The sequence below is a fragment of the Succinivibrio dextrinosolvens genome (assembly GCF_900116345.1).
Classification (GTDB): Bacteria; Pseudomonadota; Gammaproteobacteria; order Enterobacterales; family Succinivibrionaceae; genus Succinivibrio; species Succinivibrio dextrinosolvens_B.
The window spans coordinates 71,859-90,235 of the sequence record NZ_FPAH01000002.1; the positions used below are offsets into that span (position 1 = coordinate 71,859).

Below are 18,377 nucleotides of genomic sequence, written 5' to 3' on the forward strand. Positions count from 1 at the left end.
TCAGCCTTTTTTGAGGCATTTTCTATACCAATTTTTATAAATATTCTTAAAATACAATTGGTTGCCTAATAGAAGATACCTTGTGGATGTAGCTTGCTGTTATATAATTTTTGATCTCTATAGATTTTTGTTAAAATTGCGGTAGAAAAGATTCCTAATAACGTTTTAAAGATATCTAAGCTGATTTTGCGATGGAAAAGCAACAGCTGTAATACAGAATAATTATGTCAGATATACAAACCAATACTTATTCAATAAAAGACAGATTCCGCCAGTTTTATCCTGTTATAGTTGATGTTGAGACTGCCGGTCTTGATCCTAAGACAGATGCTCTTATAGAAGTCTCTATGATGACTGTTAAAATGGATGAGAAGGGCATGCTTGTGCCTGATGAACAGTATCATGCCAACATCAGACCATTTCCGGGCTCTCTGGTTAAGCAGGCCAATATCGATTTTCTTGGAATCGATCCTTTTGACGAATCAAGAAATCTTGTATCTGAGGAAGAAGCTCTTATACCTATGTTCAAGGCCATTGCCAAAAAGGTTAAGGCAAATAAGTGTAAAAGGGCAATTCTGGTAGGCCATAACGGTTCTTTTGATTTAGGCTTTATTAAAGCCGCTACAGAGCGTCTGAATTACAAACGTTCTCCATTCCATCCTTTCTCTGTTTGTGATACCGCCTCTCTTTCTATGCTGGTATACGGTCAGAGTGTTCTGGTTAAAGCCTGTATTGCTGCTGGTATTGATTTTGATCTTGATAAAGCTCATGGGGCTGAATATGACACCAGGATGGAGTGCCTTCTTTTCTGCAAGATTTTCAACAAGTTTACAACTTTCTGCGGTGTTCCTGAGCCTGTAACCGAAGAAATTGATTACACAAAATCCTCTTCAGAGAATGCTGATGAAGGGGAAAAAACAGAATAGGATAAATTAGCCTGTTTGCTACCTCTAATCTAAGTTATTAAAAATACAATCAAAGATGAGAGGGACAGTATGCAGTACATAATTAAATCTATGCTTAAACACGTTACCACTATATTGATTATAGTTGCCGTCTGTGTTGGTGGATATACCTTTGCACAGCATGAGAATCTTATTGGTAATTCTGATGCTAAATCAGAGGATGTCACTGATGATTTTACTCATAAGCACATCCGTCCAGATGCCCCAAATTCTGTTAAAGGTGTAAAGAAAGTAGCCAAAGAAGGCGATTATGTACTGCTACGAGGCGTTTTTGTAAGACGTGCCGATGCCGGAATCTATGAATTCCACGATGATGCCGGTGATGGTCTGTTCATCGATCTTGGTAAAAGCTTTGTTCTAAACGAGAGATTCTTCAATACCAGTGAGTTCTTTATCTGGGGGCAGGTAAGGGATAATGATAAATCTACCACTATTGAAGCAATCTCTATGTCAGCAAAATCTTTCCCTGTAACCAGCAGGGTTCCATAGAGATATTTAAAAGTTCTTACTTTTTCCAGTCTACAAGCTCTAATGATTTTATTGCAGGATGATTCAGGAGTTTTTCATTGGGATCAACGGCAAATCTGTGAGTGCACATCATCAGCATAGGCAGATCATTTATTGAATCTCCATATGCATAGGAATCTTCTAAAGACAGTTGTTCTCTGTCTAATACTTCATTGATGCGTTTAACCTTATCTTCCTGATAAGGAACAGTTCCGCACTGCTTTCCTGTCAGTCTGCCCTCAATTTTTTCCATAGGGGCCGCAATATAATCGCTTATACCTAAAAGAGATGCCACATGCTCAACTATATAGTCACAGGTTGAGGTTACTATAAAAATGCGATCACCTCTTTGCTTATGAAACTCCAGTGCTCGCTTTGCACCTGGTTTTACCAGAGGAATAATCAGATCGCGGACGGTTTCATGCAGTACCTTATACTGCTCATCTTTAGATAGTTTTACTAAGGGGGTAACCGCAAATCTTACGAATTCGTTGATATCTAGAGAGCCTTCAAAAAACTTCTGTTCACACTCACTAAGCTTAATCAGCATGTCTGATGGGGCGATACCGAGTTTTACGAAATGATGAAGAGTAATGTCGTTTGTATCTCCACCTACCAGGGTTCCGTCCATATCAAAAAATGCTAGACTCACTTAGTCCTCCTCATAGTCACTTGTTGTCTCAATTACAACGTCCAAAGGTTTAATAAGATCTTCCTCTGAAACTTCCTCTGATACATAATCAAAGGTTTTCTTCATATCAAGATTTGGGAATTCGAAACGATATCTCCAGGTTACATAGGCATCAGAATGGTTAATGATTACCTTTGTTCTGGTGGCAAAGCCAAGCTGAATTAAAAGAGTTCCCAGCTGTTTACCCTTTACATCTGTTTCGATTGAGTCAGAGAACAGAGGATCCTGTCCGTCTTTTCCGAAAAGCCAGGACAGATTCTTTGAATTGTTTTTTAGGGCGTTTTTAAGAAAATCGTATCTTCCTGAAGCAGAGTAAGGAAGCAGTTTGCCGTTATTGGTCATACAGTGGGCAATACAGGCAGGACAGAGCATCTTAGGACAGTCAGGATTATACATCTCATCATTATCCGCAAACAGGAAGCCGCCGTAACACTGCTCTAGCATATCAAGATACTGTTCAGGAGAAATCTTCATATTCTCACTGAATCGGGCGATTTCCTTCTGGTAAACTTCCTGTACGTCCTCGCGGGTAAATCCGAAAAGGGCTGCAAACATAGGTTCTGATGACAGATCGTAAACCAGAGGTAAACCTTCTGAAGTTTCTGAGGCTAAAGAGAAATTGATGTGGCCGGAAAGCAGGCACCATTTAACGGTTCTGTTTGAATACTTGATTACATTAAGCATATCAAGGTAATCGCAGACCGACTCTTCACACTGCTCATGATCAAACTCTGATGCTACCATGAAAGGTACATCATAGTTATCAATCATAATAGAGATTTTTACTGAAGGATACTTTTTGTTTAATTCATTAAGAAGCTTATCGAAATAGGCTTTTGGAGTCTGATATGGATCGATATGCGATTCAATATGATTGATCCAGAACTGCTCCTGCAGAATATCCAGAAGGCCCTCTGAAAACTCTTTTGGATTCTTTGCTCTGAGATGTTTGAAATCCAGACTTAATACAGGTCTTTTCTTTACGTTGTAGAAGGTTTTGATTGCATCTATTTCATCTGTGACCAACAGCTCCTGAGATGATGCATTTGCATTTATCTCATCAATTGATTTCTGATCTGAAAAGTCATCACCTTCATCTTTCTTTTTATCAGATACCAGCTCCTCAATATAGTTTTTAATATCATCAAGAATTGAGGTGTCTTCCTTAGTCTTGTTTTCTGAGTCTTCAGCATCAGCTGTATCTGCTCCTGAAGAATTATTATTTTCTGACTCAGACTTTAATGATGTTGTCGCACTATCTATTATTGAGACAGTTGACTGCATCTGACTATTAAGCTTATTCTGACTGCTCTGATTCTTATAGGCTGTGATTATCTTTGGTGTGGTATTTATATTCAGACTGTCATCACTCTCACCTTCAATCTTTACCAGATTCTGAATAGACTGAGAGATCAGGGATAGACCAAAACCGCGAGGTCTAATCATCATAAAGATGCCAGGAGAGCCCAAGCCATCATGATCTTCCATAATGGATATAAGCTTGAAAAGCATATCGGCTTTATCTTTATAAACTTGGTCGGATAAGACTAAATCGGAAAGAGTAGAGTAGACCTGAGAATTTGAATTCATAGATAACCACCATGATTCATTGGGTGGGATTCCAACCGTATCGCGGTACCTTGTATAAAGACCCTGGCTGCTTCCTTCCGAACCTGACCAATTAAACCTTCAACAAGTACGCGAGGGCTGGAACCCCATAAAGCCTTTGTATTTTAAAAGAAAAGTGGTATTTATGCAAGAGAAAGTTTGGATTTTTCCCGGAATAAGCCTATTCTGAGCTGCTTTTAAGACAAGAGTTTGAAGAAGATAAATGAATGTAAAAATAAAATATACAAAAATACCTCCATATTCAGCTAAGAAAACTGACTTCTGGAGGTATTATTGAATTGCTGTTAAATTAAGCCTTCTTTGGTGGAATCAGACCAACCTGAAGATCTTCAGCTGTATAGATGTGCTCACCGTCAACATAAACCTTGCCGTCTGCAATGCCCATGATTAACTGACCACGTTCAATAACTTTCTTTAGGTTAATTTCGTAGGTTACAAGCTTAGCATGATCTAATACTTCACCCTTGAACTTAACTTTACCAACACCAAGAGCACGGCCCTTACCTGGACCACCTCTCCAGCCAAGGAAGAAGCCTACAAGCTGCCACATTGCATCAAGACCTAAACAGCCAGGCATAACAGGATCACCAGGGAAGTGACACTGGAAGAACCATAAATCCTTGGTAATATCCAGCTCAGCCTTTACATAGCCTAGACCATATTCGCCGCCTTCGTTCTGGATATCGGTAATTCTGTCAAACATGAGCATGTTTGGTGCTGGAAGCTGACTGTTACCTGGTCCGAACAACTCACCACGGCTGCAAGCTAAAAGGTCGTTCTTATCAAAAGAGTGAACATTTCGCTCTAATAATGAAGCCATTGTTTGCTCCTAAATTCTATAAAACACTATTTTAGAAATAATCAAAAATTAACTGCATGGCAAATCTGCAGTTTCATTCTCTAGATTTCAAATCCGTATCATTATACAGCAAAAGGAAGTCAGATTTCAGAATAGATTGCTGTATAAGCCAATTAAAGTTGTAGAGCAGGATTTTTAGATTCTTAAAATAACAAAAAGCTGAATCATATGACTCAGCTTTTTAAGAATCTCTTGAGAAATTAACTATCTGGTACCGAATACCACAATAGTCTTTCCATGAGCTGTAATCAGATGGTCTTCTTCCATCATCTTAAGAATACGACCTACAGTCTCACGTGAACAGCCAACAATCTGACCGATCTCCTGACGGGTAATCTTAATCTGCATACCATCAGGATGTGTCATAGCCTCTGGCTGATGAGCTAAGTTAACAAGAGTCTTAGCAATACGACCGGTAACGTCTAGGAATGCCAAGTTACCAACCTTAGCTGAGGTTGCTGACAGACGACGTGAAATCTGAGCGGTTAAACGCATCAGAATTTCTGGATTAACCTGAACTAGCTGCTTGAACTTGCTGTATGAAACCTCAGCAATTTCACAAGATGTCTTTGCTTTTACCCAGGCAGTACGCTTTGGATTCTCTGACTCATCGAATAAACCAACCTCACCGATGAAATCACCCTGATTCAGATAGCTTAGGATCATTTCATGGCCATCTGAATCTTTAATTAGTACAGCAACTGAGCCTTTTGAAATGTAGTATAAGGTTTCAGCTTTCTCGCCAGCGTGAATAATTGTGCTCTTAGCAGTGTACTTGTGAATGTGGCACTGACTTAAGAACCAGCTGATAGTTGTATCAGTTTGTGGTTTTATAATAGGAGACATCTTTTTTTACTCTAAAAATAGCCAAATCAAAAAAAAATAAATTCACTTAGAATTCATATTAAGGTTTTGCCTCTGCCATCAAGGCAGTAAACGCATAAACCGCTAACTAAATAATGAGCTCTTAAGATGATTTCATTATACATATGTTAATTTTTTTTTGTTAAAGCTTAGGCATAATTAGACAGAGATTTTGTATATATAGTGACTTGATTCACGAATTTTGGTTTTGTTTTTTGAAAACTGTGTAAAATGTACTATACAAAAATCGTTTTGGGAATATGAATATCGGAATGGTGTATCAGAAGAGGGCACCCCGGAAGTGAATCCGCTATTCTTGACTCCTTGAACCAGTGTGTTCAAGTTTGGCATCAGATGACTACTTAGGCTTCCGCGGGCAATCCGGGCCTGCACACTATAATCAGGAAGACACCAATGTCTGTAGATATCGGCTCAGGGTACAAATAACTTGATCGCACCCCAGGGAATCTTGTGGTAAATGTTTACCGTAAATCTATGCTAACAGATTGTTTTATCAAAAACAATTTTAATTCCACAGTATTGGAAATATTGTTCTTTATACTGAACATCCACCTATTTTTAAGTATAGGATAATTTGAAAAGTAAAAAGAAAAAATTAGGAATTATTCTTATTTAATTCCAATATTGTCTACAGCTTCATATTCTTTAAAAAAAATTTTTTACTGCCTGACAACATATATATTGAGGAAAACTAGCGGGAAAACAGCAGTACGACAGCAACAGAAAACATTGCCAGTAAAACCATAATTAGGAATTTGTTTAAGGTTGCTACAGTCTCACTTGTTTTCGTATATCTGGCTATATATCTCTGTCTTGCAAGATAGGCATCCTCAGGAGTTGTATATGGCCCAAGCTCCTCACCCAGAGGAATATTTGCAGCATAGGCCTTGTCAATCAGGACTCTGAATTTGATTCTCATCCTTGCCTCATTCGCTTCCTTGAAGTTAAGACTTTTCAGATAGGCTCTTGAGAATTTCTCCGGCTCCTTTGCATTCAATATGTCTGAGATTTCTTCCCGTTTAAAATCAGAATCGAAAAAGGTCCTAAGAGAATATCTGAGATAGTTGAAATCCATTTTTGTGAACAACACCTTATATATAAAAGGCTGTATACCTTTTGGATATACAGCCGTTTCTTAATGCTTCTATATGATTAGATCTGCTCTGGAACCATCTTGATGTGGCCGCATGGACATTCCTGTGCACATACACCACAGCCCTTGCAGTAGTCGTAATTAAATTCATAGCCCTTACCTGGACCAAGCTTAATTACAGCGCTGTCTGGGCAGACACCGTAGCAGTTGTCACATTCCATACAGTTACCGCAGGATAGGCAGCGACGAGCTTCAAATACTGCATTCTCTTCGGTCAGACCAATCTGAACCTCATCGAAGGTATTTGAACGACGAGCTGCTTCAAGCTCTTCACGAACCATCTTTGGAGCATCTGTATAGTACCAAGGATGCATATCCTCGAACTTGGCAATTTCATGCTTCTCTGGTTTCTGGTAAGTCTTACCGTTCAGATAAGCGTTTACACCACGAGCAGCATTCTTACCCATTCCGATAGCACGGGTTACGGTTCTGTCTGTGCTTGCGCAGTCACCAGCAGCAAAGACGCCTTCAATTGAAGTCATCATGGTTTCCTGGTTTACAACAACGCTGTCTTTTTCCATCTCAAGGTTGGATAGCTTTGACAGTACAGACTTATCAACATTCTGACCGATAGCCAGAACAACAGCATCTGCAGGTAGCTCTTCATACTGACCAGTTGGCTTTGGTTTACCGTTCTCATCCAACTCCATCTTTTCAATCTTGAGCTTATCCTTTGATGCTGATGCAATGGTAGACAGCCACTTAACCTGAATGCCTTCCTCGATAGCTGCATCCATTTCTTCCTCGTTTGCAGGCATCTTATCACGGTTACGACGGTAAACAATGATAGGTTCTGCACCGATACGACGTAATGAACGAGCTACGTCAACAGCGGTATTACCACCACCGTAAACTGCAACACGACGTGCAATCTGGATATCACCGGTGGTCTCAATCTGTCCTAGAACTGATAGTGCATTCAGAACAGAAGTGGTATCACCCTGAGGAATGTCAACGTTTGTAGAAATTGAAGCGCCTAAACCTAGAATTACAGCATCATACTTGCCGTTCTTCTTTTCGGCCTCAATATCTTCAACCTTGCGACCGCATTCAATGGTTACACCCATATCAGTGATGCGCTTGATTTCAGCATCCAGAATATTACGTGGAAGACGATATACTGGGATACCGTAACGCATCATACCGCCAGCTTCCTTACCCATTTCAACAATGTGAACGGTGTGTCCGAAACGACGCAGATGATATGCTGCGGATAGACCTGCAGGACCTGCACCAACAATCAGAACCTTTTTGCCGGTTTCACGTGCTGGACGCTTGAATGACAGGTTGTGCTCTAATGCATAGTCACCTAGGAAACGCTCAACAGAGTTGATACCTACGCTCTCATCTAGGAAACCACGGTTACACTTGCCTTCGCAGGTGTGGTAACAGACACGTCCCATACATGCAGGCATTGGGTTTTCTTCAGTTAGAATGCGCCATGCGTGTTCATAGTCGCCTTCTGCAGCATAGTACAGCCACTGCTGGATGTTTTCACCGGCAGGACACTGATTGTTGCAAGGTGGCAACTTGAATACATTTACAGGACGCAGAGTACGCCATGAACCAGTGTGATTCTGTAAGGAAGTAGCTGGATCAAGGGTAACAGCGAAAGCTTTATTCATCATGATTAACTATCTCCTTTAAACAGCAGAGCTACGCTCATAAGCCTGAATTGCAACTGGTGATGAAGTAGGTTCATCATCGCCTAACAGACCGAAATTCTTAATGTTGGCATCACACATTGCCTGCAGTCTTGCAACAACGTTTGGATCAGCCTTTTTACCGGTCAGGTGAGCGTATCTGCGCTGCATCTTCAGATAGTTAAGCACTGGCTGCTTCTGACGAATCTTACGTACAGAAGTAATCTTGCCGTATTCAGCTTCGTAAACAGGGAAGAAGCCGGTTTCCATTGCCATACGGGCAGCGGTAACTGTTGCATTTGATGCTAAGCCCCAGCCTAGTGGACATGGAACCAGAATCTGAATATAACGTGCACCGTGGAAGGACATTGCCTTGGTTACCTTATACTCAAGATCACGAAGATCAGCTACGGTAGCTGTTGCTACGTAAGGAATACCGTGAGCCATGGCAATCAGTGGTACATCCTTACCTTTACCCCAGTCTGCACCAGGCTTGTCACCTACCAGCTGAGTGGTTGCGGTTCTTGCTGATGGAGGAGTTGCTGATGAACGCTGAACACCGGTGTTCATGTATGCTTCGTTGTCGTAGCAGATGTAAAGCACATCATCGTTACGCTCAAACATACCTGACAGAGGACCAAAACCGATATCGGTGGTACCACCGTCACCGCCCTGGGCAATAACACGAGGAACAACTGAATCACCGTGTTTCTTTGCTAAAACGGCTGCAGCAGCTGCCAGACCTGAACCTACAGATGCAGCATTACCGAACAGGGAGTGAACCCATGGCAGCTTCCATGCTGATTCTGGATATGGAGTTGAGAAAACTTCAAGACAGCCGGTAGCGTTAACCAGCATGATCTGTCCGTTTGTTGCCTTCATTGCAGCATCAATTGCATATCTTGCACCTAATGCCTCACCACAGCCCTGACAGGCTCTGTGGCCTGAAATCAGACTGTTATTACGATCCTCTGATGCCTGATTAGTACGCATAGCAGGATTTAACATACGGTTACCAACAGTGTTTGAACCTGTCTGGTAGAATTTAATCTTTTCTAACATTGTACTGTCTCCTGCTTAACCCTTGACTGAGTCTTCTAAAACTGACTGACCTAGCGGACCCTGAGGGAAGGATACTCCTTCTGACTTCTGGGTGTAGCCATTTAGGACATTTGAGTCGATGTCAAACCAGGTGAATTCCTCAGTAAACTTGCCTGCAAGAGCATCCTTTACAATACCGTTGATGGTGGTACCGAAGATTGGACGGCCGCCTAAGCCAGCAACAACAGTCTTGATATCGCAGTTCTTGCCTTCCATAGCACGTTTAACTTCAGGGCAGATAATGCCGCGAGCACCAAATGAGAATGCTCTCTCAAGGCAGATAACCTGCTTGGTGTCACCGATTGCTTCAGCAAGCTTCTTGTATGGGAATGGACGGAATGACTTCAGTGAAATGATACCTACATTGATACCCTCAGCTTTCAGTCTGTCGATCTCATCCTTTGCTGTACCAACAGATGAACCCATGATGATGATCTTAAGATCTGCGTTCTCGCAGTTGTAGCACTCTAGAATACCGCCTGACTTAGAACCGGTCAGTGCACGATACTCTTCGGTTACTTCCTCAATTACCTTAAGTGCCTTTGCCATCTTACGCTGCTGCAGGAAACGAACCTCGGTAAATGCCTCTGGTCCAACCATAGCACCGATAGATACAGGCTCTTTTGGAGTTAAGTATTCCTTTGGCTCGTACTCACCTAAGAACTTATCAACAGTCTCCTGATCTGGAATATCCAGTCTTTCGAATGCGTGAGTTAAAACGAAACCATCCATACATACCATAACTGGTAGACCAACCTTTTCAGCGATCTTGAAAGCCATGATATGAGTATCAACAGCGTCCTGGTTTGACTCGCAGAATAACTGCAGCCAGCCGGAATCACGCTGTGAAAGAGAATCTGAGTGATCGTTCCAGATGTTGATAGGACCACCGATTGCACGTGATGCAACGGTCATAACAATTGGAAGACCTAAACCAGATGCTGAATAGATACCTTCAGCCATGAACAGCAGACCCTGTGATGCTGTTGCTGTATAGGTACGGGCACCGCCAACGGATGAACCAATGGCTACTGACATTGCAGAGAACTCTGATTCAACATTCAGGAAATCACAGTTCTTTAAGGTACCGGTCTTTACGAACTTACCTACGTTTTCAACAATGTGAGTCTGTGGAGAGATAGGGTAGGCACATACAACGCCTGGACGGCATAAAGCAACTGCCTCAGCTACACCTAATGAACCTTCGATTTGCTTAAGCATTATAGAACTCCCTTAATATAGTTGTATGCAAGGGCAGCGGTTTCAGCATTTGCATCACCAACCTTACCTGGATATCTTTCCTGGAATGCTTTCTGTACTGACTCTAGTTTCAGAATGTCAGTTACAGCAGCTAAAGCTGAAAGCATTGGAGCTCCTGGAAGAGGCTTACCAATCTTCTGCATAGCAAAATCTGTTGCAGGAACAGTAAATACGTGACCCTTAGGTAACATCTTTACAAGTTCTGGAACAACGACTTCTGGTGCATCTTTTGAGTTGATAATTGCATATCCGTTTGGATCTAATCCACCGAATACATCAACTGATCCTAAAAGTGTCTTATCCTGAACAAGAACAACTCCCGGCTGCTGAATAGGCTCGTGAGTACGTATTTCTTTATTATCAATACGAGCATATGCAACCACTGGAGCGCCAGTACGCTCAGAACCGAAGCTTGGGAAAGCTTGTGCATGATGACCTTCGTAGAAAGCTGCAAGAGTCAGCATTTCAGCTGCGGTCACTACACCTTGGCCTCCACGGCCATGTAATCTAATTTGAAGCATTAAGGCTCCTCGTTTGCAGTGTATGTAAAAAAAATTGGTTCACTCAGAACCGTCAAGATAATTTTAGTTATAAATAAAAAATTCACAAATCATTGAAAAATAACTAACAAAAATTATGAAAATTTGTCTGAAAATGAAAATGTAAATTTTATTTTTTAAAAAAGCTGAAATATAAGGCAGAATGTTAATTCTAAAATGTCAGAATATGGTATAAAATGCGATATATATCTAAAGTTGTTGTTACAATTTGCAATACATTTACATACAAGAATAACAAATATACATATCCGAAAAATACCTTTGCGCCATGTTATATCTTCGGTTTTATAGAATTAGCTAAAGCTAATTAAAAAGAATGAATTTTCTGGATTTGAACAAAAATAAAAAAAATAGTATTATTAAACTAGGTTTATAAATGTTGTTAAAGTTGAGCAGATAATGGTTGATACTTCGCTTACAATTACTTCCCGTCAGATCCGTGAACAGAATCTGCAGCTTGTTCGTCAGGCTCTCCATGATGAGCAGGTATGTACAAGCTCCAAATTGAAGGAACTGACAGGTCTTTCTGTGGTTACTCTTAATAAAATCATTTCACTTCTGATCGCCTCTGGTGAGGTTTTGGATGCGGGTAAAGTAAATATGCCTAACGGCAGACCAGCATCAACCTACAGGTTCAATGAGATGAACAAGCTTATGCTGATCCTTTCTATATATAAAAGATCTGGCAATAAGTACGTAGGTTATTCTGTTCATAATCTTTTCGGTGAATGTATTGAGCGAAAGGAAGAACTTATTGAAGAGTCCGATTCGATTCAGACTAATGAGCTTAAAATCGGCATGGAACGTTATATCAGCAGACATCCTAAGATCTCTGTAATTGGCGTTTCAATGCCATCTGACGATGTTGGCGGACGTGTAGGAAGTGCTATCCGTCATGACAGTCAGTCTAAGCGCCTGTCCTCTCATCTTGAAAAACAGTTCAATATTCCTGTGCTCTTTGAAACTGATATTAATGCTGCAACCTTAGGATGTTATAAAAGGTGTAAAAATCAGGAGTACGTGAGTGGTGTTATTCTGGTTCCTGGAAAGATTCCCGGCTGTGGCTTCTGTTATAACGGTGCTGTATTAAGAGGTAAGGATGGAATGGCAGGGGAGATCCGCTATTTCCCTATGTACAATGATATTGGTGTTCTGCCTTCTGAATCTATGCAGGCCGATGATCTTGCCATAAGAACCATTAGAGCTGTGATGTGTGTTTTAAACCCTGGCTATATGGCTATTTATTCTGAAACCCTAAGACCTGGCTTTATTGATCGCTTAAAGAAGCAGCTTGGTACTCCAGCTGAGGAAGCTTTGCTTCCTAAAATTGAGATTACCGATAATTTACGAGAAGATACAGTCTCCGGTATGGTAAGCCTTTGTCTGGAAGCTTTAAAATAGATATTTTCGATATTCGTTGAAGTTTTTGCTTGTTGTATAAATTATGGTGTAATGCTTTTTTTCTAATAGAATTACTATACATATGCTTTTATTTGAGATAAAATTTGTTTCAAATAATATGTCAACCTATACAGAATAAAGATTGAGAGTATTTTTTATTTAGCTGTACGGTTTAATTCTTTGATAATAAAGGATCAGTTCTTATGGTAAAAAAAGAGATTGGTGCTCAGAAGTCTGACAAGCCTGAAATAGCTCCTAACAAATGGAGCCGTAGAAGACGTATGGAATTTATTGATTTTCGTCTGAGTGTTGAGGGCAAAATCAATCGTTCAGATCTGGTTAACTTTTTCGGTATTTCTGTTCCTCAGTCCTCACTGGATTTTTCTTTCTACAGAGAGCTGGTTAAGAACTGTAAGCCTTCAAGAGAGAACCTTCGTTACGACGTTCACAAAAAGCTTTATGTCCGCACTGAAGATTTCAAGCCGGTCTTCCCTGATGAATGCTCTCCAGATCAGTTCCTTGAGGATCTGGCTTTAGTTTCCCGTGATTCCTTATCTGATTCAAGAAACTTCTTCAACGGTAAGTTTCCTGTAGCAGCGTCTACTCTTGTTCCTCCTAAAAGGAAGGTTGAGGCAAAACTGCTGTTCAACCTGATTGATGCTATCAACGAGCACATGGCAATGCATATTGTTTACATGTCTCTGTCTCAGGGCAAGTATATGGATTATCTGATTGCTCCTCATTCATTTGCTTATGATGGTTTCAGATGGCATATCAGAGCATACTGTTATGACAGACATGATTTCAGAGACTATGTCTTATCAAGAATAAAATCCTCAGATACTCCAAAGATCATGGCTCCAAATGATCGTTTCCCTGATCCTCTGGGCAATGGTTTCAGAGAAGTCGGTACAGACGCTGCATCTGATGCTGACTGGAACGAGAAGGTTGTTCTCAAGCTAAAGATTAATCCTGAACTTTCTGAGAATGAAAGAAATGTTCTGGCTCTGGATTATGGTATAGGCAAGAATGGCTATATTGAGCATGAGGTTAGAAAGGCAATGCTCTTTTATGCGGTAAGAAATCTTAAGCTGACAGAGGATTACAAGAAGCTGCCGGCAATGGAAAGACAGCTGGTTCTTGATAATGAGAAAGAGATTTTCGATTTATTAAAGACAAAATAGAGAAATCTGTGTAAGAGTGTCGTAATTCAGTTGGTAGAATATACGGCACTTTTTGTTTGAGCCCCGTATTATTTCTTTATCTTTATAAGTATGAAATCTTCTAAATTATCCTACTTTGTGTATGTGTTTACATTGGGAATGCTTTGCGCCTTTGCTCCAATGTGCTCTGATATGTATCTGCCATCCATGCCATCAATCATGGATTATTTTCAGACCTCTCCATCTCTGGTCCAGTCTTCACTGACAGCTTCTTTTTTAGGTCTGGCTATAGGACAGCTCATAATCGGTCCGGTTTCTGATGCTTACGGAAGAATTCTTCCCTTATATGTTTCTCTGATTATCTTTACTTTAACCTCTTTTTTCTGCGCAATCTCTGATTCTGTTTTTCTCTTTATACTCATGAGATTCTTTCAGGGACTTTCTGCTGCCGGCGGTATTGTGCTGACTCGTTCTATTGCCTGTGACAAATTCAAAGGTAATGAGCTTACAAGCTTTATGGCTTTTTTAATGTCCATAAATTCATTTGCTCCAATCTTAGCCCCAATCCTTGGCTCATTTATTATTAGTATTGCGCCTTGGCAGGTAATTTTCTGTGTTCTTGTAGGATGGGGGCTACTTCTGATTCTTGCAACCAAGCTTTTTGTTCCAGAATCCCTGCCGGAAGATAAAAGACAGGAAAATATAAAAGCATCTCTGCTTTTATTAAAGGTTGAGCTTTTTAACCCTAAATTTATGCTGGTTGCTCTGTCTCTTGCATCTATTATGGGCGGTTTCTTCTCCTATCTTGCAGCATCACCATTTGTGTTCCAGGTCGTCTACGGTATGAGTCCATTTGGCTATTCCTGTACCTTTGCCTTTATTTCGATCTGTATTTCTTTGACAGGTGCTTCAGCAGGAAGATTATCAAGAAAGTATGGAGAGGAAAGTGTTGTAAAAGGCGCCTATTTCATAATGCTTTGTGCTGCTGTGCTGATGCTTATAGAGGCTCTTATTGTTCCTCAGCATTATATTTTTGTTCTTTTAACTCTTGCTGTTTACTGCAGTATGATGGCCGTATCTCAGGCTGCAGGTTTCGGCATTGTTATGAGTTTCAAGAAAGGTGGCGCTGGTGCTGCCTCAGGTCTATTCGGAGTGCTTTATTTCCTGTTTGGTTCTATGGTTTCCCCTTTTGTGGGAATTATGGGCGATAATTCCATGTTGCCACTTGGTATAAATCTGCTATCATGTGTGATTGTTGCTATTATCCTTCTGAAGATAGCATTGTCAGGCCGAGATAAAAATGAAAAAATTGCTTAATACATTAATTACTGCCACTCTTCTTTCCTTTGGTGCTGCCCAGGCAGCTTCTCTTGATGCTGATACTAAAAAGGAAATCGAGGCGATTATTGATGATTATGTGTCAAATCATCCTGAAATCATCATCAACGCTATGAAAAAGCTTGAAAGAGATGAGCATGCAAAGACACAGCAGGCTTTTCTGGAAATCATCGCTGAATATAGAAAATCTGACATTCATCCTTATCTTGGTAAGAAGGATTCTAAACACTATATTATTGAGTTCTTTGACTTCAACTGCGGCTACTGCAAGGTGATGGAGCCTTATTTTGAGAAGGCTCTGAAAGAATTTGATCTTCAGATTATCTATGTAAATATTCCTGTAATCAGAGCTGAATCTGCTCAGCTCGCTTATCTTGGTCAGGCTCTTTTTGAAACCGATCCTTCACTGTACTTTAAATTCCATAAGCATTTTATGACTCCTGGTAATAAAAAGGCTGATGAAGAATCTGTTAAGGCTCTGTTTAAGACTATTGGTGCCGATTACGATGCTGTCATCAAGAAGATCCCTTCAGCAAAGACAGCAATTGAGCAGAATGTGAAGGACAGCTTCAAACTGAAGATTTCAGGTACACCTTATCTCATCATTGACGGTCAGGAAATTCGTGGTGCCATTACCAGCTACGAACAGTTAAAATCAGTCCTGAAATAATATGAGTTATCTTTTAATTCTTGTTATCGCAATTCCTGTTCTGTTTGTAATAGGTACAACCTATAATGCACTTAAGGAACAGAAGCGGCTTGAGGAAGGTCCGCTTAAAGAGATTCTTTCCAAAAGAGAACAGGAAAAACGAGAAGCCCTGAGAAATTCTTCTAAAATTAAAGATAATAACAAATAATCACCTTTCAAAACTAATATTACAAGTCTTCAGAATTCACCTTTGAAATAAGTGTGATACACAGCATTTAATAAAAAAAATTGTAAAAAATATATGCTGATATTCCGATAAGAATAAAGATTTTCTTTGAAATCTCTATATCTATTAACTATATAAAGAATAGAAATGTTTGTTTGATTTTGTTTGGAGTTTTCTAATGAATTTAGTTAAGCTACTTTCGTGTGGTTCTGTTGCCGCAATGATGTGTTTTGCGCCTCAGGTTCATGCATACAAGGTCGGTTTATCTATGCCAACTCAAAATGAGGATCGTTGGTATAAAGAGGGCTTTGCTCTTCAGAACAGATTGAAAAATGCTGGTTTTGAAGTTGAATTGTTCTATGGTGGTGATGTTGATGTTGACCTTCAGAATAGGCAACTGATTCGTCTGGCAAATTCAGGCGCGAATGTGCTGGTAGTTGGTCCTATTGATGGATCTGCTATGACAGATGCTCTTGCAGTTGCCAAGTCAAAGGGAATTGCCATAATCAGCTATGACCGCCTGATAACAGGAACCAATGCCGTTTCCTATTATGCTACTTTTGATAATGAGATGGTTGGTCATATGCAGGGTAAGTATCTGGTTGACAAGCTGAATCTTGCAACTACATCTACTCCTAAGCATATTGAATTATTCTACGGTTCCTTAAATGATAACAATGCCAAGTTCTTCTGGAAAGGGGCTATGGACGAGCTTAGACCTTATATTCAGAGTGGGCAGGCTGTAATCAAATCTGGTCAGACTACTCCTGAGGAAGTAAATACTCCTGACTGGTCAACAACAGAAGCAAACAAGAGAATGTCAGATCTTATTGATAAGCTGGGGTATGGACCAGGCAAGACACGTTTGGATGGTGTCCTCTGTCCTGCTGACTGTATTGCAGAAGGCGTGCTGTTTGCTTTAAAACGTAATGGCTATGATTCTTCTAATATGCCACTTGTAACCGGTCAGGATGCTGTACCTGATGCTTTGAAGAGTATTGCTGATGGTGAACAAGCAATGACCATCTATAAAAATCCAAATGAGCTTTGCAATACTATTGTAAATATGGTTACAAGACTTTCAAAGGGAGAGCCTGTTGATATTAACGATACTTCCACTTATGACAATGGTGCAAAGGTTGTTGATACTTATCTTTGTGAGCCAGAACTTATTGATAAGTCTAATGTATCTAAGCTGTTAAACTAATCCAGGCTTCGGACAACTAAAGGCACACTAAAGATGAAATCTTCAGTGTGCTTTTTTGTGTCTGAGTCTTTTGTGTGAAAATTGCATCCTTTTTTGGCACTATTATTGCTTATACTTTATAAGGTAGGATATTAGTCATTGAACTTCCTGTATGTTAGGTTTGATTATGAAGATAAACAGCGTATTGAAATGCCTTTGTTTTGCTATATCTGTTGTGGCTTCGACAGGTTATAGCCAGATAAGGTACAGTGCTCCTATGGAGCCGGAAGCGGCAAAAAAACTCTGGTCCAACGAGAGTAGCAGGATCGCATGCCGTCTTATCTTTGACATTCCTTCATATGGCTTTGCCAATTTTATGACGTATGGTGGACGAGATTTACGTTCCGCTATGACACTTCATCCTAAGCTCGGTATTGGACAGGCTTCCTCTATGAGATTTATAGCTGCCAAGCCAGACTGGAATTCTAGCGGGGCAGAAAGACTTTTAGGAAGAATCGATTTATACGCCGGTTTCAATCCTTATATCGGCCCAACTCTGTCCTGGAAACTACTCTCAGAACTGGATCACGGCAATCAGATTCTAATGCCTTATACTGATAAGAAACTGGCTTCTGGAGAGAATATTGTCCCAGCTTTAAATCCTCTTGGTTTTAAGGAGGCCTACAAAAAATATCTGTCCTGTCAGGAGCAGCTTATCCGTGTCAACTACAATGATGTTCGTATGATGCCTCTTGTATTCAAATACCAGTCCACTGAGCTTACAGCAAAGTCACAGGAAATGCTCAATGAACAGGTGGAATATCTGAAGTATGACAAATCAATTATAAAAATCAGTATCCGTGCCTATGCATATGATATGGCCAAGGCTCAGGACAATATAACTCTGGCTAAAGACAGAGGTGAGGCTTTAAAGAAAGCCTATACCGATATCGGTATTAAGGAAGACACTATTGAGGTGGTTCCTTTTAATGCACTGACACTTAATACCAAGGATGAAAATCCTATTTCAAATGAAGCTGCCACCTCAAGAAATGCACTTATTTCTCTGGAGAGAGACAATGCTATGATTAACAAGGATATGGAGGTTAACATTCCTGATGTCGGAGCTGATACAGGAGATGACTGATTTTCTTGATTTAG

General features: G+C 40.3%; 18 protein-coding genes and 2 other RNA genes. 9 read left to right on the top strand and 11 right to left on the bottom strand.

All coding sequences use genetic code 11. The features are described 5' to 3' along the window. Positions 1-224: 224 nt before the first annotated feature. Entirely contained in the window at positions 225-926 is a 702-nt protein-coding gene (gene rnt / locus BM308_RS01170) for a ribonuclease T (RefSeq protein ID WP_074942479.1), read from the top strand. Between the two features lie 69 nt (positions 927-995). Continuing rightward, positions 996-1,454, top strand: coding sequence for a hypothetical protein (locus BM308_RS01175; RefSeq protein WP_074942480.1), 459 nt, complete (start codon positions 996-998; stop codon positions 1,452-1,454). Between the two features lie 16 nt (positions 1,455-1,470). On the opposite strand, the gene BM308_RS01180 is transcribed toward BM308_RS01175, so the two are convergent. The 11 genes from BM308_RS01180 to BM308_RS01230 form a co-directional block, all read right to left on the bottom strand. Continuing rightward, entirely contained in the window at positions 1,471-2,124 is a 654-nt protein-coding gene (locus BM308_RS01180) for an HAD family hydrolase (RefSeq protein ID WP_074942481.1), read from the bottom strand. Next, positions 2,125-3,753, bottom strand: a complete 1,629-nt coding sequence (locus BM308_RS01185; RefSeq protein WP_074942482.1) for an AAA family ATPase — start codon at positions 3,751-3,753, stop codon at positions 2,125-2,127. A 26-nt stretch (positions 3,754-3,779) separates the two neighbouring features. Next, positions 3,780-3,876, bottom strand: an RNA gene (ffs, locus tag BM308_RS01190) — signal recognition particle sRNA small type. 205 nt (positions 3,877-4,081) lie between these two features. Next, positions 4,082-4,612 carry a bifunctional 3-hydroxydecanoyl-ACP dehydratase/trans-2-decenoyl-ACP isomerase gene (gene fabA / locus BM308_RS01195; protein WP_074838636.1) on the bottom strand — a complete coding sequence of 177 codons (531 nt, stop codon included), beginning with the start codon at positions 4,610-4,612 and terminating at the stop codon, positions 4,082-4,084. A gap of 243 nt (positions 4,613-4,855) precedes the next feature. Next, positions 4,856-5,497 (bottom strand): cAMP-activated global transcriptional regulator CRP, encoded by a 642-nt coding sequence (gene crp / locus BM308_RS01200; protein ID WP_031491735.1) that lies wholly within the window; start codon positions 5,495-5,497, stop codon positions 4,856-4,858. 306 nt (positions 5,498-5,803) lie between these two features. Further along, positions 5,804-5,984, bottom strand: a non-coding RNA gene (gene ssrS / locus BM308_RS01205) — 6S RNA. A 243-nt stretch (positions 5,985-6,227) separates the two neighbouring features. Further along, positions 6,228-6,611 carry a hypothetical protein gene (locus tag BM308_RS01210; RefSeq protein WP_074942483.1) on the bottom strand — a complete coding sequence of 128 codons (384 nt, stop codon included), beginning with the start codon at positions 6,609-6,611 and terminating at the stop codon, positions 6,228-6,230. A gap of 77 nt (positions 6,612-6,688) precedes the next feature. Further along, the gene (locus BM308_RS01215; protein WP_083425383.1) at positions 6,689-8,317 is read right to left on the bottom strand and encodes an NAD(P)-binding protein; all 1,629 of its coding nucleotides are present in this window, start codon (positions 8,315-8,317) and stop codon (positions 6,689-6,691) included. Positions 8,318-8,332: 15 nt separating this feature from the next. After that, on the bottom strand, positions 8,333-9,394 hold the full coding sequence (locus tag BM308_RS01220) for a thiamine pyrophosphate-dependent enzyme (RefSeq protein ID WP_074942484.1): 1,062 nt from the start codon (positions 9,392-9,394) through the stop codon (positions 8,333-8,335). A 15-nt stretch (positions 9,395-9,409) separates the two neighbouring features. After that, the gene (locus BM308_RS01225; RefSeq protein WP_074942485.1) at positions 9,410-10,654 is read right to left on the bottom strand and encodes a transketolase C-terminal domain-containing protein; all 1,245 of its coding nucleotides are present in this window, start codon (positions 10,652-10,654) and stop codon (positions 9,410-9,412) included. Further along, positions 10,654-11,214, bottom strand: coding sequence for a 2-oxoacid:acceptor oxidoreductase family protein (locus BM308_RS01230; RefSeq protein ID WP_031491740.1), 561 nt, complete (start codon positions 11,212-11,214; stop codon positions 10,654-10,656). The genes BM308_RS01225 and BM308_RS01230 overlap by 1 nt, the downstream gene beginning before the upstream one ends. Positions 11,215-11,652: 438 nt before the next feature. Between BM308_RS01230 and BM308_RS01235 the strand changes: the two genes are divergently transcribed. The 7 genes from BM308_RS01235 (at position 11,653) to BM308_RS01265 (ending at position 18,363) form a co-directional block, all read left to right on the top strand. Next, the gene (locus BM308_RS01235) at positions 11,653-12,654 is read left to right on the top strand and encodes an ROK family protein (protein WP_074942486.1); all 1,002 of its coding nucleotides are present in this window, start codon (positions 11,653-11,655) and stop codon (positions 12,652-12,654) included. Between the two features lie 203 nt (positions 12,655-12,857). Further along, positions 12,858-13,838: a BrxR family helix-turn-helix transcriptional regulator gene (locus BM308_RS01240; RefSeq protein WP_074942487.1), complete on the top strand. Its 981-nt coding sequence runs from the start codon at positions 12,858-12,860 to the stop codon at positions 13,836-13,838. A gap of 90 nt (positions 13,839-13,928) precedes the next feature. Continuing rightward, on the top strand, positions 13,929-15,134 hold the full coding sequence (locus tag BM308_RS01245) for a multidrug effflux MFS transporter (protein ID WP_074942488.1): 1,206 nt from the start codon (positions 13,929-13,931) through the stop codon (positions 15,132-15,134). Next, a complete protein-coding gene (locus BM308_RS01250) occupies positions 15,118-15,825 on the top strand; it encodes a DsbA family protein (RefSeq protein ID WP_074942489.1) in 708 nt (235 codons plus the stop codon). The genes BM308_RS01245 and BM308_RS01250 overlap by 17 nt, the downstream gene beginning before the upstream one ends. Before the next feature lies 1 nt (position 15,826). Continuing rightward, a complete protein-coding gene (locus BM308_RS01255) occupies positions 15,827-16,012 on the top strand; it encodes a hypothetical protein (protein ID WP_074942490.1) in 186 nt (61 codons plus the stop codon). Positions 16,013-16,208: 196 nt separating this feature from the next. Further along, the gene (locus BM308_RS01260; RefSeq protein ID WP_083425384.1) at positions 16,209-17,237 is read left to right on the top strand and encodes a substrate-binding domain-containing protein; all 1,029 of its coding nucleotides are present in this window, start codon (positions 16,209-16,211) and stop codon (positions 17,235-17,237) included. A 166-nt stretch (positions 17,238-17,403) separates the two neighbouring features. Continuing rightward, complete coding sequence (locus tag BM308_RS01265; RefSeq protein ID WP_177214395.1) at positions 17,404-18,363, top strand: OmpA family protein; 960 nt, start codon at positions 17,404-17,406, stop codon at positions 18,361-18,363. The last annotated feature ends 14 nt before the right edge of the window (positions 18,364-18,377 follow it).